Below are 26235 nucleotides of genomic sequence, written 5' to 3' on the forward strand. Positions count from 1 at the left end.
GGAAGACGGGTATGAACAACCATCATGAAGCATTGGTGAAGTCACAGTTTGGCGGTCAGGCGGCGGCCTATTTACAGAGCAATGTCCACGCCCAGGGAGCCGATTTGCGACGCCTGAGCGAATGGTTATCCGAAGATAGCGAGGCCACGGTACTGGATGTTGGCTGTGGTGCCGGGCACGCCAGTTTTACCGCCGCGACGCAGGTTGCGCAGGTGACAGCATACGATCTCTCTGAAGGGATGCTGGCAGTGGTTGCCGAGGAGGCGCAAAAACGTGGGCTCAACAACATTACCTGTGCGCAAGGCCCGGCAGAAATATTGCCATTTGGCGATAACAGCTTTGATATCGTTATCAGCCGCTATTCCGCCCACCACTGGCACGATATGCAGGCGGCGCTGATGGAGATTCGCCGCGTCCTGAAACCAGGTGGCCGCTTTATCATGATGGATATTGCATCACCGGGAAAAGCGATTCTGGATGTGTGGCTGCAAACCATTGAAATGCTGCGCGATCCATCGCACATTCGCAATTATTCGCAAGGCGAATGGCTGGCGATGGTCAATAACCGGGGAATGGTCGTCGATAAACTGGTTGGCGATACGCTGCACCTGGAGTTCTCCTCCTGGGTTGCGCGGATGAAAACGCCGGACAATATCATTGAGGCCATTCGTTACCTGCAAGAAAAAGTCTCTCATGAGGTACGCGAGCATTTCGCTATTGCCGCGGATGGCAGCTTCACTTCCGACACCATTATGTTCCAGGCACGCTAAAAGTGCAGGTTGTCGCCAGAATTGGCGGCAACCTCTTTTCTTACTTCAGTTTAAAAGTGACACTGTCACAATGAAAGACCATCAAACAAACCTGAAATTGCCGAGCTTTTAGGCAGTCACCCGCTTTTTTGTGCCCTTTCTATCGATTTGCCACCATCATGTTAAGCGTTGCTCTATAATCTTGCGCGCTGCACCCGCCGCTGGGTCTGGAGTGAAGATAACGGAGTTAAGTCAGATGTTACCAGGCAAGAAAAATCGTTCCCTGTATATCCCTTATGCGGGGCCGGTTCTGTTGGAATTTCCGCTGCTGAATAAAGGCAGCGCGTTCAGTATGGAAGAACGCAGCAACTTCAACCTGCTGGGGCTACTGCCCGAGGTTGTCGAGAGTATTGAAGAACAGGCCGAGCGCGCCTGGATTCAATATCAGGGTTTCAAAACTGAAATCGATAAGCATATCTACCTACGCAACATTCAGGATACCAACGAAACGCTGTTCTACCGTCTGGTTGAAAACCATCTCGATGAGATGATGCCGGTTATCTACACGCCGACTGTCGGTGCGGCCTGCGAACGTTTCTCTGAGATTTATCGTCGTGCGCGTGGCGTCTTCATCTCTTATCAGAATCGTCACAACATGGACGATATCCTGCAAAATGTGCCAAACCACAACATCAAAGTCATTGTGGTTACCGACGGAGAACGTATTCTCGGCCTGGGCGACCAGGGTATCGGCGGTATGGGGATCCCTATCGGTAAGCTTTCGCTGTACACCGCCTGCGGCGGCATCAGCCCTGCCTACACCCTTCCGGTGGTACTGGACGTCGGCACCAACAATCAACAGTTGTTGAACGACCCGCTGTATATGGGCTGTCGTAACCCGCGTATCAGCGACGAAGAGTACTACCAGTTTGTTGATGACTTTATCCAGGCCGTGAAACAGCGCTGGCCAAACGTGCTGCTGCAGTTCGAAGATTTTGCGCAGAAAAACGCGATGCCGCTGTTAAACCGCTATCGTGATGAAATCTGCTGCTTTAACGACGATATTCAGGGCACTGCGGCGGTCACCGTCGGTACGCTGATTGCGGCAAGCCGCGCGGCGGGTAGCCAGTTGAATGAGCAGAAAATTGTCTTCCTCGGGGCCGGTTCTGCGGGCTGCGGCATCGCCGAGCAGATCATTTCGCAGATGCAGCGTGAAGGTCTGAGCGAAGAACAGGCTCGCAGCCGCGTGTTTATGGTCGACCGTTTCGGTCTGCTGACCGACCAGATGCCTAACCTGCTGCCGTTCCAGAGTAAACTGGTGCAAAAACAGGAAAAAATTCACGACTGGCAGCATGACAATGAGCAGATTTCACTGCTCGATGTGGTGCGTAACGTGAAGCCGAATATCCTGATTGGCGTATCTGGTCAGACGGGCCTGTTCACGGAAGAGATTATTCGTGAAATGCACAAACACTGCCCGCGTCCGATTGTGATGCCATTATCGAACCCGACGTCACGTGTAGAAGCCACGCCGCAGGATATCATCAGTTGGACTGATGGTCAGGCGCTGGTTGCTACCGGCAGCCCGTTCGCGCCGGTGACCTGGAAAGATAAGGTGTACCCGATCGCCCAGTGTAATAACTCTTATATTTTCCCGGGTATTGGTCTGGGCGTGATCGCTTCCGGCGCTTCGCGTATCACCGACGAAATGCTGATGTCGGCGAGCGAAACCCTGGCGAAACACTCTCCGCTCGCTAACCACGGCGAAGGACTGGTGCTTCCGGAGCTGAAGGATATTCACATCGTCTCACGTGCCATCGCCTTTGCGGTGGGTAAGATGGCGCAGCAACAGGGGGTCGCGACGAATACCTCTGCTGACGCGCTGCAAGAAGCGATTGATGAGAACTTCTGGCTGCCGGAATATCGCAGCTATCGTCGTACCTCGATTTAACCTGTCCCATTAGCCCGGCTGAGCAAGCGTGACGCCGGGTTTTTTACTCACTCTTCTGGCTGAAAACGATGTTATGCACAATGCCGAATGTGTCTTATCTTTAACACTTCACATGTATGTTGTAACTAATATCTTTGGTGGCAAAGACATTACACACCCGCTACACTGCATTCACCGAATCATCTGACATCATGAAAAGGAGGCTAATTATGCTGTACTGTGAAATTTTCAATGTTTCACATACATTTGGTGATCGCACCAGCTCAAGCGTTATCGGTATCGTGCTGCGATAACTTCTGCTTGAGCGAAGACACCAACCTTTAAACCCTTCCCTCGGGCTTATCAAGTTATCGTCAGCGTTGTATGACGAGGCATTCTCATGCCTGTAACACTTGAGTAAGCAAATGAGCACATTACTAACTGCACAATCTCTTCACGTTGAGACGGCGTTCGGCCCTCTTTTCAACGCACTCTCCTTCACCCTGAAGAAAGGCGATCGTATCGGTCTGATTGGCTATAACGGTTGCGGGAAAAGTACCTTATTACAGGTACTTGACGGAACCATTACCCCTTCGTCCGGTAGCGTGTCCATCGCAAACCATTGCCTGATGGCGCGTGTCGAACAGCATCTTCCTGATGAGCTGCTGGCACAATCGCTCATACAGGCGGTACTGGCGCAGTTGCCTTTCACCGCGCGTGAAAGCCAGTGCTGGCAGGCTGAGCGGCTGCTGATGGAAATGGGGTTTCACGCTGATGAGCTTGAACAGGCTGCCGCCACCTTAAGCGGCGGACAACATACGCGGCTACTGCTAGCGCGCGCGCTGATTCTTAATCCCGATCTGTTGCTGTTGGATGAACCGGGTAACCATCTCGATCTGCCAACGCTGCTTTGGCTTGAAACGTTCCTGAATAACTGGAACGGCAGCTTTGTGCTGGTTTCACACGATAATCCGCTACTGGATGCCGTGACCAATACCAGTTGGATATTACGTGATAATACCCAGCACGCGTTCTCACTCCCCTGCACCGCCGCTCGTCAAGCGCTGGCTGAACAGGATGAGAGCGATGCGTTACGGCATAAAGCGGAACAAAAGGAGATCGACCGGGTCACCGCCAGCGCCAAACGGTTGGCCACCTGGGGACAGGTCTATGACAACGAAGATCTCTCCCGCAAGGCCAAACAGATGGAGAGGCAGGTTGCCCGGTTGAAAGCAGCGCAAACCGACCTGACCGCCGGCACGCCATGGCAACTGGAACTCAATGGCGATGCCGTACGGGCCGACCGGTTACTGGAAATGGAGCACCTTGCCGTCCCCCCAGCGCCGGGTCTTGCGCCACTGTTTACCACCGGCACCGCCCGGCTGCAAAGCGGTGACCGCGTGGCCATTATGGGACGCAACGGCGGCGGCAAATCTTCGCTTCTGCGACTGCTTTGGCGACAAATGCAGCAGGAAGCACCAGACGCCGGGCTTAAGTTGCATCCGCGTCTGCATCCGGGCTATTACGATCAGACGTTACACCAGTTAGCGGATAACGCCACGCTGCTGGAGGCGCTGGAAATGTTCGAGCCGTCGGGTGAAACCCGCAAGCGCGCGCTGATTTCAGCCGGTTTCGGCTGGACGCGTCATGGGCAAAAAGTCAGTACGTTGAGCGGCGGCGAACGTTCGCGCCTACTGTTTGTCGGCCTGTCCCTTGCCCGCTATAGCCTGCTGTTGCTGGATGAACCCACCAACCATCTGGACATCGACGGTAAAGAAGCGCTGGCAGAAACACTCTGTCACTACCCCGGAGGCCTGCTGCTGGTCAGCCACGACCGCCAGCTCATCAACCAAAGCTGTAACCGCTTCTGGCTGATTGACGAGTGCGGGTTGAGCGAATGGCCAGACGCCGACGCGGTATATGAGCAGTTACGCCAGCGTACCCGCGCAGAAACTCCGGAGGCGGCAACGGTTTCATCCCCTGTAACCAAGCCGGAAGGCGATGACCTGCTTGAGCGCTTAATTACGCTTGAACAGCGGTTAGCAGAGGATCTGGCGCGCAAGCCGAAACATCAGAAGCCGCTGATGCAGCAGCGTTGGCGAGAGGAGATTGACTTAATCAATAATCAGTTAAGCTAAACGGTACCCCGGCTGAGCATTGCGACGCCGGGGTTTCCTTTTTAAGCCGCTTTAGCGCGACAATTTATTGCGGGTTTTTCTGCAGCCACGCATTCCACGCTTGCTTAATCTCCTGCTTGGCGGCGGCGGCATCGTTAAAACCGTTCAGTTCTACCTTTTTGCGCCCTTCCGGCAGCTGTTTGTAGACGCGGAAAAACGCCTGCAACCGCTCCTGCTCGACTTTTGGCAGATCGCTGATGTTTTTAATATCGTCATAAGTTGGGTCAATTTTGCTGGCGGGAACGGCAATGATTTTGTCATCTTTCTCACCGCCGTCGATCATCTTCAGCACGCCAATCGCGCGTAACTTAATTAGCGTACCCGGAGCCATGGGCGCGCGGGTATAAAATACCACATCCAGCGGGTCGCCATCTCCCGCCAGCGACTGGGTCAGCGAGCCGTAGTTGGCCGGATAAGCCACCGGCATCGACTGGAAACGATCGGCGATCAGAAAACCAGTTTTGGCGTCGGTTTCATATTTGATAATTCCCCCTGCCGGAATCTCGGTCACCGCATAAAACTCTTCCGGGTTATTCTCGGGCTGCGGAAACTCAAGGATATTGTGCGCCTGAGCGGCAGCGGAAAGAAACAGGCTTGCGGCAAGGATAGTTTTGACCAGATGCATTGTGTGTTCACTCTATTGTTATAGGGAAAGTAAAAAGCACACCGTAGAGTTTGCGAGTGAACAAAGGATGACCATTTGATGACAATACGGTTAACCTATAATGCTATCAATATGAAAACCCACCAGATTCTTCTCCCCGAGTGCCTTGCGTTTTACGCCCCTATGGCTAATCATTAATGAGTATTATTTTCGAATACAACATAACCAGGAGTAGGATATGAAGGCTGCAGTTGTCACTCATGACCATCAGGTAAACGTCACCGATAAAAAGCTGCGTCCGTTGCAGCACGGTGAAGCGCTGCTTTCCATGGAGTGCTGTGGGGTCTGTCACACCGATCTGCACGTAAAAAACGGCGATTTCGGTGACAAGACCGGGGTGATCCTCGGCCATGAAGGGATTGGTGTTGTTAAAGAGATTGGCCCGGGTGTGACCTCGCTGAAAGTGGGCGACCGCGCGAGCGTGGCATGGTTCTTCGAAGGCTGCGGGCACTGCGAATACTGTAATAGCGGTAACGAAACCCTTTGCCGCTCGGTAAAAAATGCCGGTTACAGCGTCGATGGCGGCATGGCTGAAGAGTGCATTGTTACCGCCGATTATTCGGTAAAAGTACCGGACGGCCTCGACTCCGCCGCGGCAAGCAGCATCACCTGCGCGGGCGTCACCACCTATAAGGCGGTGAAAGTATCGCACATCAAACCTGGCCAGTGGATTGCCATTTACGGTCTTGGCGGCCTGGGTAACCTGGCGCTGCAGTATGCGAAAAACGTCTTTAATGCCAAAGTGATCGCGCTGGACGTTAACGATGAACAGCTGAAGCTGGCCGCAGAAATGGGCGCGGATCTGACCATCAACTCCCGCAGCGAAGACGCAGCGAAAATCGTACAGGAAAAAACCGGTGGCGCGCATGCCGCCGTGGTCACCGCGGTGGCGAAAGCCGCATTTAACTCAGCGGTTGACGCGGTTCGCGCCGGTGGCCGCGTGGTCGCAGTCGGCCTGCCGCCGGAGTCGATGAGTCTCGACATTCCGCGTCTGGTGCTGGACGGCATTGAAGTCGTTGGCTCGCTGGTTGGCACCCGTCAGGATCTGACCGAAGCCTTCCAGTTCGCCGCCGAAGGAAAAGTGGTACCGAAAGTCGCGCTCCGTCCATTAACCGACATTAACGCGATCTTTAAAGAGATGGAACAGGGCCAGATCCGTGGCCGTATGGTGATTGATTTACGCCATTAATGTTCTCAGCCTCTCCCTGATGGGAGAGGCTTATTTCAGACAAGCGCCCTGCGCTGCTGATAACGCGCGTAAAGCAACAACGACGACATCGCGAGAAATGACAGTGCCGCCGCCGGTAATGCCACGCTGTTCCAGCCGAAATTCAGGGTAATCATCAGCCCACCGAAAAACGCGCCAATCGCGCTCCCCAGATTAAAAGCAATTTGCCCACCAGCCGCTCCCAACATTTCTCCACCCTTCGCATTTTGCAGCAGCAATATTTGCAGCGGTGCGGAAAGCGCAAACAGCCCGGCACAGCAGATAAAAGCCAGCGTCAGTGACGCAACCTTAATGCCGCCCAGCGCGAAGATCATCAGCAGTGCCACCACGATAACGAAATCGGTGGCGGCGGCAATGCGCAGCGGGCTGTAGCGCCCGGAAAGCTTGCCGCTCAGAATGTTGCCCAGCACCATACCGAGGCCCACCAGCATCATGATGAAGATCATCGCCCCCTCGGAAAACCCGGAGACGTTCATCATAAACGGCTTGATATAGCTGAACCACGCAAATACCCCGGCGTTGCCAAACATTGTGGCCGCGAAAATGAGCCACGGCGCGGGGCTTTTGAGAAAATGAAACTGCTCGCGTAAACGTGCATCTGACTTATCAAATAGCGTGGGCACCCAGGCGATGATCGCCAGCAGCACCGCCACGTCAAACAGAGCAATGGCCAGAAAGGTATAGCGCCAGCTGAATTGATGTCCCAGCCATGTCCCTGCCGGCACGCCAACCAGATTCGCCACCGTCATCCCGGCAATCATCCCCGCCACCGCCGCGGTAACCCTTCCAGGGGGCGCAATTTTTGACAGAATAATGGCCCCTACGCCAAAGAAAGCCCCGTGCGGAAAACCTGACACCAGTCGCCCGAATGCCAGCATCACATAGCTGGAGGAGAAGGTAAAAATGACGTTGCCAGCAATACAGAGCGCGGCCAGCAGCAACATGATGGACTTGAGGGAAAAGCGCGTAGAGAACAACGCGATGATCGGCGCGCCAATGACCACCCCAAAGGCGTACCACGAGATCATATTTCCCGCGACCGGGATTGAGATCCCCACATCGTGCGCCAGCTCGGGCAGTACGCCCATAATGCCAAATTCGGCCATTCCCAGGCCAAACGTGCCCAGCGCCAGCGCGAAGATTGTTTTTTTCATCCCTCTAATCACTTGTTTATGTTGAGTTTGCGGGTCGGCATTATCGACCATTCGCAGAATGCAAACCAGACAAAAACGCGTGACGGCAGGTTTATCCATAAAAACAGCGCGAATAACGCATATTCATAACAGTGGGAATGTCGAATGATGCAACACCTGTGTTTTTCTGGATACCGCCTCGCAAAGATAAATTATGAGGAATTGCGTTTTAACCACTTAGCGAGATAATCACGGACATTCATTACAGGGAGGGAGTGTATGATGAAATCTAAGAACATCGTAAAAGAGTGTATTGCAGACCAGAGCAAGAGGGTTTCAACTGATACCATAGCACCACAGGCAACGGGTTGTAGAATACGCGCGGAAGATCGAGAATTTATTCGCAAAATGAATGAGTTCACGCAAGAAGCGGGCCTGTTATCCGATGACCCATTTTATGAGGTGCTCTAATGACAATGCAATTTGATGTTTATCGAAATGCATCGGAACGGAGCCGTTTGCAGCATCCCTATATTATGGTGATTCAACACGATTACTACGCGGATCTTGCAACACGTCTGGTTCTCCCATTAAGCGGACACCCATTATTAAAAACCTACTATCATCAGGTAACGCCGCTGGTTAATATCGATTTCCAGACCCTCGCCATTAACGCCCCTGCGATGACCAGCATCGATAAAGCAAAGCTCAACAACCGATTATTTGTCTGTAATTTACGCAGCGCCCGCCCGGGTGTGATCGCCGCTCTGGATGCCTTAGTGACTAATACCTGAAAACGTATATATAAAAAAAGCGGCCTGACACGCCCATTCGGAAACATCAGACCGCTCGTTATCGCTTCGATGACGCGTTGTTACTTCAGCCCTTCCTGACTCTCTTTCCTCGCTTCTTCGCGTTCCACTTCGCGATACCAGCGCGGATGGTGCTTCTGCGCCCAGCGACGGCTCACTTTACCTTCAATCATCCCCTTAATGGATCCTTTAACCCAGAAGGCCATATACATATGGATAAGGATCGCGTGGATCAGAATGATGGCCGACGTCGCGTGAATCAGCAGCGCGTAGCGCACAACCTGAATCGGGAAATACGGCGCGAAGTACGGACGCCAGATAATGACCCCGGTCACCAGCAGCACAAAAATCATGCTCATGATGCTCCAGAACATCATCTTCTGCCCGACGTTATATTTGCCAACCTTCGCGACCTTATGTTCATTGCCTTTCAGCACTTCGACAATCCCCAACACCCACGGAATATCCTGCTTATCCGGGATGTTATGGTGCACAAAGCGCACGAACATAAACATCAGCACCACGAAAATCAGCACGCCGAAGAACGGATGCAGAATGCGCCCCATCTGGGGGGTACCGAAGGTTTCAGTCAGCCATTGCAGCGTCGGGAAGAAGAAGGAAATCCCCGAGACCGCCACCAGGAAGAAACAGATAACCACCGTCCAGTGACAGGCGCGATCGACAAACTTCGTGCGCACAATCATTTTCGACTTACTCATGGCCATCCTCCTCTTCGTCATCGTCCACTTCCTTATTCGGGCCAATACCAATGTAGTGATAGATAAGCCCGGCAAAGGTGGCGATAAAACCTGCGGCGGATAACGGTTTCAGCGCCCCTTTCCACAGATTAATGCTGGTATCAATGGCAGGTTCCTTCGGCAGCTTATGATAGAGCTCGGGCTGATCCGCATGATGCAGTACATACATCACGTGCGTTCCACCCACACCCTCCGGGTCATAGATGCCGGCATTGGCATAGCCGCGTTTCTTCAGCTTATCCACGCGCTCCTGCGCCACATCCAGCATCTCTTTCTTGGTACCGAAATGAATAGCGCCGGTCGGACAGGTTTTCACACAGGCGGGCTCCATCCCGACGCTAACGCGATCCACACACAGAGTGCATTTATAGACGCGGTTATCCTCTTTATTGAGGCGCGGAATATTGAACGGACACCCGGCAATGCAGTAACCGCAACCGATACAGTTGTCCTGCTGGAAGTCGACGATGCCGTTGGCATACTGAATAATCGCCCCGGCGGACGGGCACGCCTTCAGGCAGCCCGGATCTTCGCAGTGCATACAGCCGTCTTTACGAATCAGCCATTCCAGCTTGCCGTTCTGCTCGGTTTCGCTAAAGCGCATCACCGTCCAGGACTTGGCGCTCAGATCCGCCGGATTATCGTAAACCCCCACGCAATGCCCTACCTCGTCGCGAATATCGTTCCACTCGGAGCAGGCCACCTGGCAGGCTTTGCAGCCCACACAGGAAGAGACATCAATCAGCTTGGCAACTTCTGCCTTATAATCCCGCGCACGAGGCGCAGGAGTGATCGGGTTGGTCGCAGAGCGTTTAATAATGTCTTGTGTTTCCATCGCCATTTAAACGCTCCTTACGCTTTCTCGATGTTAACCAGAAACGCCTTATACTCCGGCGTCTGCGAGTTGGAATCGCCCACGTTCGGCGTCAGGGTGTTGGCGATGTAGCCTTTACGCGCCACGCCTTCATAACCCCAGTGCAACGGGATACCAATGGTTTCCACCTGCTGGCCGTTCACGTTCAGCGTTTGCAGACGGCGAGTGACCACCGCGACGGCGCGAATAAAACCACGCTGGCTGCTGACGGTCACACGATCGCCGTTGGCAATCCCCTTGGCTTTCGCCAGCCCTTCGCTGATTTCCACAAACTGTTCCGGTTGGGCAATAGCGTTCAGGCGCGCATGCTTGGTCCAGGTATGGAAATGCTCGGTCAAACGATAGGTGGTCCCCACGTACGGGAACTTGTCCTTCTTGCCGAGACGCACGGCATCTTCTTCGTACAGACGAACCACCGGGCTTGAGATCACGTTCGGATGCAGCGGGTTGGTACCCAGCGGCGTTTCCATCGGCTCGTAGTGCTCCGGGAACGGCCCTTCTGCCAGCTTATCGAGCGCAAACAAACGGCCCAGACCTTCAGGCTGCATGATAAATGGATTGGTTTTGCTTCCCGGCGGCGCGGTATTGAAGTCCGGAATATCGTTACCGGCCCATTTCGTGCCATTCCACTGGATCAGCATGCGTTTCGGATCCCACGGTTTGCCGTTAACATCCGCCGAGGCACGGTTATACAGTACGCGACGGTTCAGCGGCCACGCCCACGCCCAGCCCAGCGTATTGCCAAGGCCTGACGGATCGGCGTTATCGCGGTTGGCCATCTGGTTGCCCTGCTCGGTCCAGCTACCGGTATAAATCCAGCAGGAGGACGACGTCGTACCGTCATCGCGCAGCAGCGCAAAGCTATTGAGCAGTTGGCCTTTTTTCGCCACCAGCGTGCCGTTGGCATCATAGAGATCCGCCAGCGCATAGCCGTTGTTCTCTTTCGCCACTTCTTCTGATTCCGGATGGTCCGGCTGTTTGTAGTGCCAGCCCATCTTCAGCAGCGGCTCAACGCCTTTACCGCCTTCGTTGCGATACATCTCGCGCAGACGATGGTAAATACCGGCCAGAATCTCGCCATCGTTACGGGCTTCACCCGGTGCTTCCTGGCCTTTCCAGTGCCACTGCAGCCAGCGGCCGGAGTTGGCGATAGAACCGTCTTCTTCAGCGAAACAGGTGGACGGCAGGCGGAACACTTCCGTCTGGATCGTCGATGGGTCAACATCATTCGATTCGCCGTGGTTCTGCCAGAAGGTGGAGGTTTCGGTCACTAACGGATCGATAACCACCATGTACTTCAGCTTGCTTAAACTGCGCACCACTTTGTTTTTATCCGGGAATGACGCCACCGGGTTAAAGCCCTGACAGATGTAACCGGTGACCTTGCCGTTATCCATCATGTTGAAATATTTGATAACGTCGTAGGCCTGGTCCCATTTTGGCAGCCAGTCGAATCCCCAATCGTTCTCTTTTGTCGCCGCGTCGCCGTAGAAGGCTTTCATCAGGCTGACGTAGAACTTCGGATAGTTGCCCCAGTAGTTAACCTGATCCGCCAGTGTCGCTTTCGGCGTATTGGCGGACAGATAGCTTTGCAGATCGGTCTGTTTTTCCGACGGCAGCGTCAGATAGCCTGGCAGACTGGTCGACAGCAGACCCAAATCGGTTAAGCCCTGAATGTTGGAGTGACCGCGCAGCGCGTTCACGCCGCCGCCTGCCATCCCCATATTGCCAAGCAGCAGTTGGATCATCGCCATCGTGCGGATGTTCTGGGCGCCAACGGTGTGCTGAGTCCAGCCCAGCGCATACAGGAAGGTGGTGGTACGGTCTGCCGCGCTGGTCGAGGCCAGTACTTCACACACTTTCAGGAAGTCCGCTTTCGGCGTACCGCAGATATTTTCCACCACATCCGGCGTATAGCGGGAAACGTGCGTTTTCAGCAGGTTCCACACGCAGCGCGGGTCGGTCAGCGTGTCATCGCGTTTGGCGTAGCCGTTCTCATCAAACTGGTAGTTCCACGAAGATTTATCGTACTGGCGTTTTTCGGCATCGTAACCGCTGAACAGACCGTCTTCGAAGGTAAAGTCTTCCCGCACCAGCAGGCTGGCGTTGGTATAGTGCTTCACATATTCGGCGTTGATCTTGTTATTTTCGATCAGGTACAGCAGCACCCCCGACAGGAAGGTAATGTCGGTGCCGGAACGAATCGGCGCGTAGATATCGGCCACCGACGCGGTACGCGTAAAGCGCGGGTCGACGACGATTAGCGTCGCATCGTTATTGTTTTTGGCTTCCATCGCCCAGCGGAATCCCACTGGATGGGCCTCTGCGGCGTTACCGCCCATCACCACCACGACGTTAGCGTTTTTGATATCAACCCAGTGGTTGGTCATCGCACCGCGACCAAATGTTGGAGCAAGACTTGCTACCGTTGGTCCGTGTCAGACGCGCGCCTGGTTATCTACCGCCAGCATGCCGAGCGAGCGCACAAATTTTTGCGTCAGCATACCGGTTTCATTACTGGCCGCCGAAGCGCACAGCATCCCCGTGGACAGCCAGCGGTTGACCGTCACGCCCTGCTCGTTCTTCTCAATAAAGTTGGCGTCGCGGTCGGCCTTCATCAGTTTTGCGATGCGATCGAAGGCTTCATTCCACGAAATACGCTGCCATTTATCCGAGCCAGGCGCACGGTATTGCGGATAGCGCAGGCGGTTTTCACTGTGCACATAGTCCAGCAGCCCTGCGCCTTTCGGGCACAACGCACCCCGGCTCACCGGATGATCCGGGTCACCTTCAATGTGATAAATTGATTCCCGGGTATTTTTAGCCCCATCGCCCAGGCTATACATTAAAAGCCCACAACCCACGGAGCAGTATGTGCAGGTATTACGAACTTCTTTGGCGCGCAGCAATTTGAAATTACGCGCCTGAGCCAGCGCCATTTTAGGAGCAAATCCTAATGCCGCTGCCGTCGTCCCGGCCATACCGCCCGCGCAGATTTTAAAAAACTTTCTGCGGCTGACGTCCATTGTTTTCCTCATTGTATGGATGTACTTCGCCGGAAAAACTAACAGCAATACTCTTGATTTATTTGCGTCAAATCAATGTCGAAAACCGATCCCCCCTTAATAGTCAAGGGTAACGAATTTTATTAATCCTTTAGGGTTAATCGTTATGGAAAAATATCCCAGTTAGCCGAAAAAAAATGCTATAAACGCAGACTTCGTTTGTAAAATCATCGGGTCAGAGATGGATAAAAAAAGAGCGACGCTCATCGGCCTCACCGCCATTGTATTATGGAGCACTATGGTGGGGTTAATTCGCGGCGTCAGCGAAGGGCTTGGCCCGGTGGGCGGTGCGGCGATGATCTATTCCCTTAGCGGCCTGCTACTCATTTTCACCGTCGGTTTCCCGCAGTTACGCCAGTTCCCACCGCGTTATTTGCTTGCCGGCAGCGTGCTGTTTGTCTGTTATGAAATCTGTCTGGCGCTCTCACTTGGCTACGCCGGCACGCGTCAACAAGCAATTGAAGTTGGCATGGTCAATTATCTCTGGCCAAGCCTGACGATTCTGTTTGCTATTCTGTTCAACGGTCAAAAAAGCAGCTGGTTAGTCATCCCGGGATTATTGCTCTCCCTGTTCGGCGTCACCTGGGTATTAGGCGGCGAACAAGGACTGGATATCAATGAAATAACCCGCAACGTCATCTCAAGTCCACTCAGCTATATTCTGGCCTTCGTCGGCGCGTTTATCTGGGCAGCCTACTGCACCGTCACCGCCAAATATGCCAAAGGCAAAAATGGTATTACCCTGTTTGTTTTGCTGACGGCCTTAAGCCTGTGGGTGAAATTCTTGCTAAGCGATCAACCGCCGATGATCTTCAGCTGGCCGGTGATCGTTAAGCTTGTGATGTGCGCGCTGGCGTTAGGATTAGCCTATGCCGCGTGGAACGTAGGGATACTGCACGGTAACGTCAGCCTGCTAGCCGTCGCCTCTTACTTTACGCCAGTGCTCTCTTCAGCGCTGGCGGCGGTATTGCTTAGCGCCGCGCTCTCCTGGTCGTTCTGGCAAGGCGCGGCGATGGTCTGCGTGGGCTCACTGCTCTGCTGGCAGGCCACCCGGCGATAACCGGGCTAGTCTCCGTAGAGCTTAATACTCAGGATATTGGTAATTGAACGGCCATTCCAGTGGTACTCCAGGTGCTCTGCCTGCGTCACCTTCGTGACCAGACAGGGCCGATACAGCACGTAGCAGGTGTGCCCGATATGGCGCACCGAACAATAATGAATACCATCCCTGCCCTGCATTTTTTGGCCCTGCGCAAAGACCTTCGACTGGCTATAATCCGTCGCGTGATAAAGGGGCGATGAGATAAACGGCTCGTGGGTGATATCCGCTAAGGTCGCATTAAATTCGGTAAACAGCACCCGCATTTGTACTTTTTGCGCCGGCTCGTTGGTATAACCAAAGATACGTTCCTGATGGTAGACCGTCTCTTTAATGGCGGTGTCGAGCTGAGGCGCGCAGTAGTAGCCGCCAAAATCGCCGGTGCTAAACCGCGCGCCTTCCGGATTAATATGGGTGAAGGCCGCCATCACGTAACTGCTGCCGTTAAGCCCAACCAGCCAGTCCGCTTTCGGCACCCGCATCAGCTCACCGGCCTGCTCCAGCAAGCGTTCATTGGTAAGCGCTTCAACGGCCCACACCGCTTCAAGCTCATCGCTGCTGGCGACATCCTCGAACAAATCAATGGTGGGATAGCGGCTGGGAATGATCCGGTACGCCGCTGCCCCTGTTACATCAATGAGTGGTGGCGTTTCAGTGCTCAAGCCATGCCCCCTCGCCAGGACTGAAGTCGGGTCGCGACCTCGTAGAGATCGGCAACACGTCCACCGTTCATCACATCCATCGCTGAACGTCCCGCAAAGAAAGGATGGGAATTTGGTTTGCGCACCCAGCCATAGATGCTGTCATCAGCGGTGAACAGCAAACGCAGGCATTTATGGATATTCAGGATGTAGCTCATCCGTTCCTGAATATCCAGACTTAAACGAATGCCGCCCTTCGACTCTTTGTATTTGTTCAATGTTGAACGTGAACTAATACCCAGAAGCCGAAGCTGTTCATCTGTGTTGCACTGCCATTTTTCCAGGATGCGGAACACAACCGGCAGCGCTTTGCTGGTATCAACGTTACCGTTTACATGGCTTTCTTGTACTGTAGCCATATGTCCTCCCATGCTTCATTTCGCGACACGCCAAAAAACTGGCCTGTACATTTAATCACAATTGTAGTCTAACTGTTCAACAATGTACATTGTCGGATAAAAAGCCACAAGGGTCTACCCGGATTAAACCGGGTCCGGAATCTTAGCCAGGCTACGCCAGATCCCGGCAGCCAGCAGCAGAAGCAGTACGCCTGCGGTCGCCAGCACGATGCTATGCGAATTGATAAACGCTATTTTTGCCGCCTCCATCAGGCTTTGCGCCGGAATGGCGGGCATCGACTGCGCCAGCTTGATCGCTTCGCTGATTGAGGAAGCTGCCTGCTCCGCGGCCATACCGTCGATCCCCGCAGGCAGCACGATTGACGAGGTATAGCTGCGGGTCAGGATCAGACCAAACAGCGCAATGCCCAGCCCCGCTCCCAGCTCGTAGGCCATCGTTTCGATGGCGCCTGCCGCTGACGCTTTCTCTTTAGGCGCCGCCGCCATAATCGCCGCACTGGAGGCGAGCAGCGCGCTGGCAACGCTAAAGCCCAGCAGGGTCATCATCCCCCATGCCAGCCACGGGTGGGCGCTGAAATCGGTCATAGACAGGCCAAGGAAGCTCAGCGCGCTTAACAGCATTCCGCCGGTCGCCACCTCACGCAGTCCAAGTTTCGACACCAGTATGCCGGCAATTGGCCCGCTAAAGCCGCTCGCCACCATCAGCGGCAGCATAAAGAGCCCGGCTTCAAATGGCGTTTTACCGTGTACAAACTGCAGCTCCTGCGCCATCAGCAGCTCAAAGCCCACCAGGGTAATCAGCGCCGTCATTGCCATCATCACCCCGCTTAAAATAACGCGATGGGTAAAGAGACGCATGTCCACCATTGGACGCGCAGACGAGAGCTGTTTACGCACAAACCAGTACAGCATTCCGGCACCGGCGATCGCCACCATGGACACCAGCCACAGCGCAAGCTGCCCTTTCAGCGCCGACTTGGCACTAAACACCAGCATCAGAATGGCAGCAATCAGTACCAGCGCCTGGAGCAGATTCAGCGGCTGTTCCCGTCGCGCGGGCTGACGCGGAACCACTCTGGCATTAATGGCAATAACCACCAGCACAATCGGCACGTTGATCAGGAATACCGAGCCCCAATAAAAGTGTTCAAGCAGCATCCCGCCCACCAGTGGGCCAAACGCCGCGCCACCAGAGCCCACGGCCGCCCACAGCCCTAGCGCCATATTACGGTGACGGGCCTGCGCAAAGGTGGTGCGGATCCCTGCAAGCGTCGCGGGGACAATCATCGCCGCGCCAATGGCCAGCAGCGCGCGGGAGGCAATCAGCGTCAGCGCGGTTGGCGAAAACGCCGCCGCCAGCGATGCCAGACCAAAGATCCCGCTACCCAGCAGCAGCAGGCGTTTAAAACCAATCTTATCGCCGAGCGCGCCCATCGGCAGCACCATCCCGGCCATCACCAGTGAATAGATATCAATGATCCATAGCAGCTCATTGCCGCTGGTACCCAGCGCGACGCTCAGCGTCGGCGCGGCCACGTGCAGCACGGTGGCATCAATCGCCACCGGGATATAGACCATCAAAATAGCCATGAGCGTTAACCATTGGCGTGACATTTTTTTGTTCCTCAAATCATTATTTATTGTTGGACATGCGTCCAGGAACGAGATCCTGCCGGATTGTTGAACGCATGTCCAATTTTTTGTTATTCTGTTCGAAACCCTACGTAAACGAAGAAAAATGAATTATTTAACCCGAGAAGAACGGCGGGAAGAGATCCTCAAAACCGCCATGAAGGTCGCGCTGAGCGGCGGCTTTAGCGCCATGACCGTTCGCCATATCGCCAGCGTCGCCGGGGTCTCCAGCGGCCAGGTGCACCACCACTTCACCTCGATTGGCGAACTAAAATCCCTCGCCTTTGTCCGGCTGATTCGTGAAATGCTCGATATGCCGCTGGTGGCCGATGACGCCAGCTGGCACGACCGCCTGTTTTCGATGCTCGGCAGCGACGATGGCCGCCTTGAACCCTATGTGCGTCTGTGCCGGGAAGCGCAACTGCTGGCGGACAGCGACAGTGATATTAAAGGCGCCTATCTACTGACGATGGATATGTGGCATAAGGAAACCGTTTCACTGATTGTGCAGGGCACAGAAGCAAATGAATTCAGACCAATAGATAGCGCGGAAAATATTGCCTGGCGATTAATTGCTCTGGTGTGTGGACTGGATGGAATTTATGCGCTAGGGATGACGGAAATAAGCGACGAGATCTTTGCTCGTTATATACAGCATTATATTACACTAGAGCTCCACCCCGCATAATTTACATTTAGTAACAATTAACAACGTTTTATTCACAGCGCGTTTTCTTACAACGCGCTTTTTTTATCTATTCTTCAACGATAAAGAGATAAAACGGCCAGACGATAATAATCCTCTTCCTACCTACTTCGCTGTTTTTCCTTTGTTTCTTTTTTATGACGTGTGTCTATCGAGGGTATTATGCCAAGCAATGAGAAAGATAATCATTACCTTTTAAAAGAATGGAAACCGGAAAATCCTGCCTTCTGGGAAAATAAAGGTAAATCAATCGCAAGGCGAAATCTGTGGATTTCCGTGGCCTGCTTATTACTCGCGTTCTGCGTCTGGATGTTATTTAGCGCAGTGGCGGTCAATCTCAATAAAGTCGGTTTTAATTTTACAACTGACCAACTCTTTTTATTAACCGCACTGCCTTCTCTCTCTGGTGCTATTTTGCGCGTGCCCTACTCCTTTATGGTACCTATATTTGGAGGGCGCTATTGGACGGTATTAAGCACGGTTATCCTTGTTATTCCGTGTATTTGGTTAGGTATCGCCATTCAGGACACCGCTACTCCGTTCTGGGTATTTATCATCATCGCTCTACTGTGCGGTTTTGCAGGCGCTAACTTTGCCTCGAGCATGGGTAACATCAGTTTCTTCTTCCCCAAAGCCAAACAGGGTAGCGCGCTGGGTGTCAACGGTGGCCTTGGCAACCTTGGCGTTAGCGTGATGCAGATGGTTGCCCCGGCGGTCATTTTTCTGCCCATGTTCGCGTTTATCGGCATTCACGGCGTCACGCAGGAAGACGGTTCGACGCTGGCGCTCAGCAACGCCGCGTTAATCTGGGTGCCGCTCCTCGCGATTGCCACGCTCGCCGCCTGGTTTGGTATGAACGATATTGCCAGTTCCAAAGCCTCGGTGCGCGAACAGCTGCCGGTGCTCAAACGTCCACATATGTGGCTACTGAGCCTGCTTTATCTCGCCACCTTCGGCTCGTTTATCGGTTTCTCGGCAGGGTTTGCCATGCTGGCAAAAACCCAGTTCCCCGACGTTAACATCCTCAAACTCGCCTTCTTCGGGCCGTTTATCGGCGCGCTGGCGCGTTCGTTTGGCGGGGTGATCTCCGACCGACTCGGCGGCGTCAAGGTCACGCTGGTGAACTTCATTCTGATGGCGCTGTTCTCCGGCCTGCTGTTCCTGACCTTACCGGGCAGCGGTTCCGGCAGCTTCCTGGCCTTCTACGTGGTGTTTATGGGGCTGTTCCTCACCGCCGGTCTGGGCAGCGGTTCAACTTTCCAGATGATCGCCGTCATCTTCCGTCAAATCACCATCGACAGCGTAAAAAAGCGCGGCGGCACCGACGAGCAGGCCCAGCATGAAGCGGTGACCGACACCGCCGCCGCCCTGGGGTTTATCTCCGCCATTGGCGCGATCGGCGGCTTTTTCATTCCGAAAGCGTTCGGCACCTCGCTCGCCATGACCGGTTCGCCGGTTGGCGCCATGAAAGTGTTCTTTGTCTTTTACGTCGTCTGCGTACTGGTGACCTGGTTGGTCTATGGCCGCCGCAAACCGACGTCCAAATAAACATAAAAATGTGAGCAGTGTAACCACGGGGGCGCAATCCCCCGTCAGGAGAAAATGTCATGAGCAAACTACTGGATCGCTTTCGCTACTTTAAGCAGAAAGGCGAGACCTTTGCCAATGGTCACGGACAGGTCTATGACAATAACCGTGATTGGGAGGATAGCTACCGTCAGCGCTGGCAGTTCGACAAAATCGTCCGCTCGACGCACGGTGTGAACTGTACAGGCTCATGCAGTTGGAAGATTTATGTCAAAAATGGCCTGGTGACCTGGGAAACCCAGCAAACCGACTACCCGCGAACCCGCCCCGACATTCCCAACCATGAGCCCCGCGGCTGCCCCCGCGGCGCAAGCTACTCCTGGTATCTCTACAGCGCTAACCGCCTGAAATATCCGCTGGCGCGCAAGAAGCTGATTGAACTGTGGCGCGAGGCGCTGGCGCAGCAAACCGATCCGGTGCTGGCCTGGGACAGCATCATGCAAAGCCCGGAGAAAACCCGTCGCTACAAAGAGGCGCGCGGAAAAGGCGGATTCGTCCGTTCGTCGTGGAAAGAGCTGAACCAGCTGATCGCTGCCGCTAACGTCTGGACTATCAAAAACTACGGCCCCGACCGCGTGGCGGGCTTCTCGCCCATTCCGGCGATGTCGATGGTCTCTTATGCCGCAGGGACTCGCTACCTGTCGCTGATCGGCGGAACCTGCCTGAGCTTCTACGACTGGTACTGCGACCTGCCGCCGGCTTCGCCGATGACCTGGGGCGAGCAGACCGACGTGCCGGAGTCTGCCGACTGGTACAACTCCAGCTATATCATCGCCTGGGGCTCTAACGTCCCACAAACTCGCACCCCGGACGCCCACTTCTTCACCGAAGTACGCTACAAGGGAACCAAAACCATCGCCATTACCCCTGACTTCTCGGAAGTGGCCAAACTCAGCGATCAGTGGCTGGCGCCGAAACAGGGTACCGACAGCGCGCTGGCGATGGCGATGGGGCACGTGATCCTCAAAGCATTCCACCTGGATAATCCGAGCGATTATTTTATCAACTACTGCCGCCGCTATACCGACATGCCGATGCTGGTGATGCTCGATAGCCGGGAAGATGGTTCATACGTCGCGGGCCGAATGCTGCGCGCCGCCGACCTGGTCGATGGCCTTGGCGAGAGCAATAACCCGGAGTGGAAAACCGTTGCCTACAACAGCGATGGCGAACTGGTGGTACCAAACGGGTCCATCGGCTTCCGCTGGGGTGAAAAAGGGAAATGGAACCTCGAATCACAGGCATCCGGTAAAGAGACCGAGCTGACGCTTTCTCTGCTCGATAGTCACGACACGGTGGCGGGCGTGGCCTTCCCCTACTTTGGCGGCAACGAAAACCCGCACTTCCGCAGCGTGAAACAGGATCCCATCCTGGTGCGCAAACTGCCAGCAAAAGAGCTCACCCTCGCCGACGGCAGCCGTCGCCTGGTGGTCAGCGTGTATGACCTGACGCTGGCCAACTACGGGCTCGATCGCGGCCTGGACGACAATCTGGCGGCCAAAAGCTTTGACGAACTGAAAGCCTATACCCCTGCCTGGGCCGAACAGATCACCGGCGTGTCGCGGCAGAACATCGAAAAAATCGCCCTCGAATTCGCCGATACGGCGCATAAAACGCATGGCCGTTCGATGATTATTCTCGGTGCCGGGGTGAACCACTGGTACCACATGGACATGAACTACCGCGGCATGATCAACATGCTGGTATTCTGCGGCTGTATTGGCAAAAGCGGCGGCGGCTGGGCGCACTACGTCGGCCAGGAGAAACTGCGGCCACAAACCGGCTGGCTGCCGCTGGCCTTCGCGCTGGACTGGAACCGTCCACCGCGCCAGATGAACAGCACCTCTTATTTCTACAATCACGCCAGCCAGTGGCGCTACGAGAAGCTGACCGCGAAGGAGCTACTCTCACCGCTGGCCGACCCGACGAAATATAGCGGTCACCTGATCGACTTTAACGTGCGCGCCGAGCGCATGGGCTGGCTGCCCTCCGCCCCGCAGCTCAATCTCAATCCGCTGTCACTGAAAGCGAAAGCCGACGCGGCCGGGATGACGCCGCAGGACTATACCGTACAAGGACTGAAGTCCGGAGAGATCCGCATGGCCTGCGAGCAGCCGGACAGCGGGAAGAACCACCCGCGCAATATGTTTATCTGGCGCTCAAACCTGCTGGGCTCCTCCGGTAAAGGTCATGAATATATGCTGAAGTACCTGCTGGGGGCAGATAGCGGTATTCAGAGTGAGGAATTTGGCTCCGCAGAGGACGTGAAACCGGAAGAAGTGGAATGGCAGACCGCCGCGATTGAAGGCAAGCTCGATCTGCTGGTGACCCTCGATTTCCGCATGTCCAGCACCTGTTTGTTCTCCGATATCGTCCTGCCAACCGCCACCTGGTACGAAAAAGACGATATGAACACCTCGGATATGCACCCGTTTATCCACCCGCTCTCTGCCGCCGTCGATCCGGCGTGGGAATCGAAAAGCGACTGGGAAATCTACAAAGGCATCGCCAAATCGTTCTCCGAAATCTGCCAGGGACATCTGGGTACGGAAACCGACGTAGTACTGCAACCCCTACAACACGACTCCCCCGCCGAACTGGCGCAGCCGTTCGCGATTCAGGACTGGCGCAAAGGCGAATGTGATCTCATTCCGGGTAAGACCGCGCCAAATATTGTCGCCGTGGAGCGCGATTATCCGGCCACCTACGAACGCTTTACCTCGCTCGGCCCGTTGATGGACAAGCTAGGTAACGGCGGCAAAGGCATCGGCTGGAAAACGCAAACCGAGGTCGACTTCCTCGGCAAGCTCAACTACGTCAAACAGCAGGGTCCGGCGAAAGGTCGCCCCTGTATCGAGACGGCAATTGACGCTTCAGAAGTGATCCTCGCCCTCGCCCCGGAAACCAACGGGCAGGTTGCGGTGAAGGCCTGGCAGGCGCTGAGTGAATTTACCGGCCGCGACCACACCCACCTGGCAACCAACAAAGAGGACGAAAAAATCCGCTTCCGCGATATTCAGGCGCAACCGCGCAAGATTATCTCCAGCCCCACCTGGTCTGGTCTGGAAGACGAGCACGTCTCTTACAATGCGGGCTATACCAACGTTCACGAACTGATCCCGTGGCGCACCGTCTCCGGGCGTCAGTCGCTGTATCAGGATCACCCGTGGATGCGCGACTTCGGTGAAAGTCTGGTGGCCTATCGACCGCCGATTGACACCCGCAGCGTGAGCCAGATGAACGCTATTCCGCCGAATGGGTTCCCGGAAAAAGCGCTCAACTTCCTGACGCCACACCAAAAATGGGGCATCCACTCCACCTACAGCGAAAACCTGCTGATGCTGACGCTCTCGCGCGGCGGGCCAATCGTCTGGCTAAGTGAAACCGATGCTAAAGATCTGGGGATCGCTGACAACGACTGGATTGAGGCATTTAACGCCAACGGCGCGCTCACCGCCCGTGCGGTGGTCAGCCAGCGCGTGCCGCCGGGCATGACCATGATGTACCACGCCCAGGAGCGCCTGATGAATATTCCCGGCTCGGAAGTGACCGGGCGGCGCGGCGGGATCCACAACTCGGTAACCCGTATTTGCCCGAAACCTACCCATATGATCGGCGGCTATGCGCAACTGGCCTGGGGCTTTAACTACTACGGAACGGTCGGTTCGAACCGTGATGAGTTCATTATGATTCGCAAAATGAAAAACATTAATTGGCTGGATGATGAAGGCAATGATCAGGTACAGGAGGCGGCAAAATGAAGATTCGCTCACAGGTTGGGATGGTGTTAAACCTCGATAAATGCATTGGCTGCCACACCTGCTCAGTGACCTGTAAGAACGTCTGGAGCAGCCGCGAAGGCATGGAGTATGCGTGGTTCAACAACGTCGAAACCAAGCCTGGCATCGGTTTCCCGAAAGACTGGGAAAACCAAGAAAAATGGCAAGGCGGCTGGGTACGCGGCATCAGCGGTAAACTGACGCCGCGCATGGGCGGACGCGTCGGCGTGCTGGCAAAAATCTTCGCTAACCCGCTGATCCCGGGCATCGACGACTACTATGAGCCGTTCACCTACGATTATCAGCATCTGCATAACGCGCCGGAAGGCAAAAACCTGCCGACCGCCCGCCCACGATCGCTGATCAGCGGCCAGCGGATGAACAAGATTGAATGGGGGCCAAACTGGGAGGAACTGCTCGGCGGTGAATTCGAAAAACGCGCTCACGACCACAACTTCCAGGAAATGCAAAAGGAGATGTACGGCCAGTTCGAAAATACCTTCATGATGTACCTGCCGCGCCTGTGCGAACACTGCCTCAACCCAAGCTGTGTCGCCACCTGCCCGAGCGGCGCTATCTACAAGCGTGAAGAAGACGGCATTGTCCTGATTGATCAGGACAAGTGCCGCGGCTGGCGCATGTGCATCAGCGGTTGCCCGTACAAAAAAATCTACTTCAACTGGAAAAGTGGTAAATCAGAAAAATGCATCTTCTGCTATCCGCGTATTGAGTCCGGCCAGCCGACCGTGTGCTCTGAAACCTGCGTCGGCCGTATCCGCTACCTCGGCGTGCTGTTGTACGACGCAGACCGCATTGAAGAAGCGGCCAGCACCGAGAAAGAGACCGATCTTTACGAGCGCCAGTGCGACGTGTTCCTCGACCCGAATGACCCGGCCGTCATTGAGGAAGCCTTGAAACAGGGGATCACTCAGAACACGATTGATGCCGCCCAGCGTTCGCCGGTCTACAAAATGGCGATGGACTGGAAGCTGGCGCTGCCGCTGCATCCGGAGTATCGCACGCTGCCGATGGTCTGGTACGTCCCGCCGTTGTCACCGATTCAGTCGGTCGCCGACGCGGGCGGCCTGCCGAAAACCGATAGCATCCTGCCCGCGGTGGAAAGCCTGCGCATTCCGGTGCAGTACCTGGCGAATATGCTCAGCGCCGGCGATACCGGCCCGGTACTACGCGCCCTGAAACGTATGATGGCGATGCGCCACTATAAGCGTTCGCAGACCGTAGAAGGCGTGACCGACACCCGCGCCATTGAGGAAGTGGGCCTCAGCGTGGAACAGGTCGAAGAGATGTATCGCTACCTGGCGATCGCCAACTACGAAGATCGCTTCGTAATCCCCACCAGCCACCGTGAAATGGCGGAAGACGCCTTCCCGGAACGCAACGGCTGCGGCTTCACCTTCGGCGACGGCTGCCACGGGTCAGACACCAAGTTCAACCTGTTTAACAGCCACCGTATCGACGCCATTAACATCGGGGAGAAAGACTAATGCGGATCCTGAAAATCATCGGGCTGCTGCTGGAGTACCCCGATGAACTCAGTTGGGACAACAAGGACGAGCTTTTTGCCCTGATTGACAGCGATGCCCCGGCGCTGCGCCCGTTCCTGGAACAGCACCTGGCGGTCTCGCTGCTCGATAAGCAGGCCGAATGGTGTGAGATTTTCGAGCGCGGGCGTGCGACCTCGCTGCTGCTGTTCGAACATGTTCATGCCGAATCGCGTGACCGCGGCCAGGCGATGGTTGAGCTGATGGCGCAGTATGAACAGGTGGGTCTACAGCTCAACTGCCGCGAGCTGCCTGACTATCTGCCGCTCTATCTGGAGTACCTCAGCATTCTGCCGCAGGCTCAGGCACAGGAAGGCCTGCAAAACGTGGCGCCGATTCTGGCGCTGATTGGCGGTCGGCTGAAACAGCGTCAGGCGCCGTGGTATCAGCTGTTCGATACCCTGCTGACGCTGGCCAATACCTCACTATCAAGTGACAGTGTCACAAAACAGGTGGCGGGCGAAGCGCGAGACGATACCCGCCAGGCGCTGGATGCGGTCTGGGAAGAGGAACAGGTGAAGTTTATCGAAGATAACGCCACCGCCTGCGACAGTTCTCCGCTGCAGAGCTATCAACGACGCTTTAGCCAGGACGTGGCGCCACAGTATGTGGACGTCCGTATGGGAGGCCCGAAATGATACAGTACCTTAACGTCTTTTTTTACGACATCTACCCTTACCTCTGCGGCACGGTGTTCCTGCTGGGCAGTTGGCTGCGCTACGACTATGGTCAGTACACCTGGCGCGCCTCCTCCAGCCAGATGCTCGACAAACGCGGAATGGTGATTTGGTCAAACCTGTTCCATGTCGGCATCCTCGGCATCTTCTTCGGCCACTTCTTCGGCATGCTGACCCCGCACTGGGTGTATGAATCCTGGCTGCCGCTGTCGCAAAAACAGCTGATGGCGATGATTCTCGGCGGTGCCTGTGGGGTGATGACGCTGGTCGGCGGCGCTGGCTTGCTGATTCGCCGTCTGTTTAACCCACGCATTCGCGCCACCTCGTCGACCGCGGATATTCTGATCCTCAGCATTCTGCTAATCCAGTGCTGCCTCGGCCTGACCACCATTCCGTTCTCCGCGCAGCATCCGGACGGCAGCGAAATGCTGAAACTGGTCGACTGGGCGCAGGCGGTGGTCACCTTCCACGGCGGCGCATCAGTGCACCTGGACGGCGTAGCCTGGGTTTACCGCGTGCATCTGGTACTCGGCATGACCATCTTCCTGCTGTTCCCGTTCACCCGCCTGGTGCACGTCTGGAGCGCGCCGGTGGAATATCTGACCCGTCGTTATCAGGTGGTGCGTTCACGCCGATAGTCTTTTCGAACCCTGTAACCCGGCCGAGCATCGCGACGCCGGGTTTTTTATGCCACAAATAAAATATTAAACCTATTCTCAACCACTTTATCTTTCACCGCCACA

21 protein-coding genes are annotated in these 26235 nt (G+C 55.1%); 13 read left to right on the forward strand and 8 right to left on the reverse strand.

What is annotated here, in order from left to right; genetic code table 11:
* The first annotated feature begins 11 nt into the window (after positions 1-11).
* From GY169_RS11740 to GY169_RS11750, 3 genes are all read left to right on the forward strand, one after another.
* Positions 12-770 carry a class I SAM-dependent methyltransferase gene (locus GY169_RS11740; RefSeq protein ID WP_163445588.1) on the forward strand — a complete coding sequence of 253 codons (759 nt, stop codon included), beginning with the start codon at positions 12-14 and terminating at the stop codon, positions 768-770.
* Positions 771-1005: 235 nt separating this feature from the next.
* Entirely contained in the window at positions 1006-2700 is a 1695-nt protein-coding gene (locus GY169_RS11745; RefSeq protein ID WP_163445586.1) for an NAD-dependent malic enzyme, read from the forward strand.
* Positions 2701-3104: 404 nt separating this feature from the next.
* On the forward strand, positions 3105-4817 hold the full coding sequence (locus GY169_RS11750) for an ABC-F family ATP-binding cassette domain-containing protein (RefSeq protein ID WP_167575841.1): 1713 nt from the start codon (positions 3105-3107) through the stop codon (positions 4815-4817).
* A gap of 64 nt (positions 4818-4881) precedes the next feature.
* Here GY169_RS11750 and GY169_RS11755 read toward each other — a convergent pair whose 3' ends face one another.
* Positions 4882-5481 (reverse strand): inorganic diphosphatase, encoded by a 600-nt coding sequence (locus GY169_RS11755; protein ID WP_167575842.1) that lies wholly within the window; start codon positions 5479-5481, stop codon positions 4882-4884.
* 217 nt (positions 5482-5698) lie between these two features.
* On the opposite strand from GY169_RS11755, the gene adhP reads away from it, so the two are divergent.
* The gene (adhP, locus tag GY169_RS11760; protein WP_167575843.1) at positions 5699-6709 is read left to right on the forward strand and encodes an alcohol dehydrogenase AdhP; all 1011 of its coding nucleotides are present in this window, start codon (positions 5699-5701) and stop codon (positions 6707-6709) included.
* Positions 6710-6744: 35 nt separating this feature from the next.
* On the opposite strand, the gene araJ is transcribed toward adhP, so the two are convergent.
* Complete coding sequence (gene araJ / locus GY169_RS11765) at positions 6745-7902, reverse strand: MFS transporter AraJ (protein ID WP_167575844.1); 1158 nt, start codon at positions 7900-7902, stop codon at positions 6745-6747.
* Between the two features lie 258 nt (positions 7903-8160).
* Here araJ and GY169_RS11770 point away from each other — a divergent pair, with 258 nt between their 5' ends.
* On the forward strand, positions 8161-8352 hold the full coding sequence (locus tag GY169_RS11770) for a hypothetical protein (protein ID WP_167575845.1): 192 nt from the start codon (positions 8161-8163) through the stop codon (positions 8350-8352).
* Positions 8352-8675, forward strand: a complete 324-nt coding sequence (locus tag GY169_RS11775) for a CcdB family protein (protein ID WP_167575846.1) — start codon at positions 8352-8354, stop codon at positions 8673-8675. Before GY169_RS11770 ends, GY169_RS11775 begins: the two co-directional genes overlap by 1 nt.
* Before the next feature lie 80 nt (positions 8676-8755).
* Here the strand turns inward: GY169_RS11775 and fdnI are convergent, their stop codons facing one another.
* Genes fdnI through fdnG form a run of 3 tightly spaced genes read right to left on the reverse strand, consistent with a single transcriptional unit; the run spans position 8756 to position 13351 of the window.
* Positions 8756-9412, reverse strand: a complete 657-nt coding sequence (gene fdnI, locus GY169_RS11780) for a formate dehydrogenase-N subunit gamma (protein WP_167575847.1) — start codon at positions 9410-9412, stop codon at positions 8756-8758.
* Positions 9405-10292 carry a formate dehydrogenase subunit beta gene (gene fdxH / locus GY169_RS11785; protein ID WP_167575848.1) on the reverse strand — a complete coding sequence of 296 codons (888 nt, stop codon included), beginning with the start codon at positions 10290-10292 and terminating at the stop codon, positions 9405-9407. Before fdxH ends, fdnI begins: the two co-directional genes overlap by 8 nt.
* 11 nt (positions 10293-10303) lie before the next feature.
* The gene (gene fdnG / locus GY169_RS11790) at positions 10304-13351 is read right to left on the reverse strand and encodes a formate dehydrogenase-N subunit alpha (protein ID WP_167575849.1); all 3048 of its coding nucleotides are present in this window, start codon (positions 13349-13351) and stop codon (positions 10304-10306) included.
* A 220-nt stretch (positions 13352-13571) separates the two neighbouring features.
* On the opposite strand from fdnG, the gene yddG reads away from it, so the two are divergent.
* Positions 13572-14450 (forward strand): aromatic amino acid DMT transporter YddG, encoded by an 879-nt coding sequence (yddG, locus tag GY169_RS11795; protein WP_163445572.1) that lies wholly within the window; start codon positions 13572-13574, stop codon positions 14448-14450.
* A 5-nt stretch (positions 14451-14455) separates the two neighbouring features.
* Here the strand turns inward: yddG and GY169_RS11800 are convergent, their stop codons facing one another.
* The 3 genes from GY169_RS11800 to GY169_RS11810 all read right to left on the reverse strand — a co-directional run bounded on the left by GY169_RS11800 (position 14456) and on the right by GY169_RS11810 (position 17163).
* Positions 14456-15151 (reverse strand): RES family NAD+ phosphorylase, encoded by a 696-nt coding sequence (locus tag GY169_RS11800; RefSeq protein ID WP_223802611.1) that lies wholly within the window; start codon positions 15149-15151, stop codon positions 14456-14458.
* The gene (locus tag GY169_RS11805) at positions 15148-15549 is read right to left on the reverse strand and encodes an antitoxin Xre-like helix-turn-helix domain-containing protein (RefSeq protein ID WP_064545512.1); all 402 of its coding nucleotides are present in this window, start codon (positions 15547-15549) and stop codon (positions 15148-15150) included. The genes GY169_RS11800 and GY169_RS11805 overlap by 4 nt, the downstream gene beginning before the upstream one ends.
* 123 nt (positions 15550-15672) lie before the next feature.
* Positions 15673-17163: an MFS transporter gene (locus tag GY169_RS11810; RefSeq protein ID WP_167575850.1), complete on the reverse strand. Its 1491-nt coding sequence runs from the start codon at positions 17161-17163 to the stop codon at positions 15673-15675.
* Positions 17164-17287: 124 nt separating this feature from the next.
* On the opposite strand from GY169_RS11810, the gene GY169_RS11815 reads away from it, so the two are divergent.
* From GY169_RS11815 to narI, 6 genes are all read left to right on the forward strand, one after another.
* On the forward strand, positions 17288-17869 hold the full coding sequence (locus GY169_RS11815) for a TetR family transcriptional regulator (RefSeq protein ID WP_163445568.1): 582 nt from the start codon (positions 17288-17290) through the stop codon (positions 17867-17869).
* A gap of 180 nt (positions 17870-18049) precedes the next feature.
* Complete coding sequence (locus GY169_RS11820) at positions 18050-19435, forward strand: NarK family nitrate/nitrite MFS transporter (RefSeq protein WP_411908087.1); 1386 nt, start codon at positions 18050-18052, stop codon at positions 19433-19435.
* A gap of 59 nt (positions 19436-19494) precedes the next feature.
* Positions 19495-23235, forward strand: coding sequence for a nitrate reductase subunit alpha (locus GY169_RS11825; protein WP_167575851.1), 3741 nt, complete (start codon positions 19495-19497; stop codon positions 23233-23235).
* Positions 23232-24758, forward strand: a complete 1527-nt coding sequence (narH, locus tag GY169_RS11830; RefSeq protein ID WP_065357006.1) for a nitrate reductase subunit beta — start codon at positions 23232-23234, stop codon at positions 24756-24758. The genes GY169_RS11825 and narH overlap by 4 nt, the downstream gene beginning before the upstream one ends.
* A complete protein-coding gene (narW, locus tag GY169_RS11835) occupies positions 24758-25453 on the forward strand; it encodes a nitrate reductase molybdenum cofactor assembly chaperone (RefSeq protein WP_065357005.1) in 696 nt (231 codons plus the stop codon). Before narH ends, narW begins: the two co-directional genes overlap by 1 nt.
* Positions 25450-26130, forward strand: a complete 681-nt coding sequence (gene narI, locus GY169_RS11840; RefSeq protein WP_163445563.1) for a respiratory nitrate reductase subunit gamma — start codon at positions 25450-25452, stop codon at positions 26128-26130. Before narW ends, narI begins: the two co-directional genes overlap by 4 nt.
* Positions 26131-26235: the final 105 nt, after the last annotated feature.

Origin of the sequence: Kluyvera genomosp. 3 (assembly GCF_011765685.1) — a bacterium.
GTDB classification, from domain to species: domain Bacteria; phylum Pseudomonadota; class Gammaproteobacteria; order Enterobacterales; family Enterobacteriaceae; genus Kluyvera; species Kluyvera georgiana_A.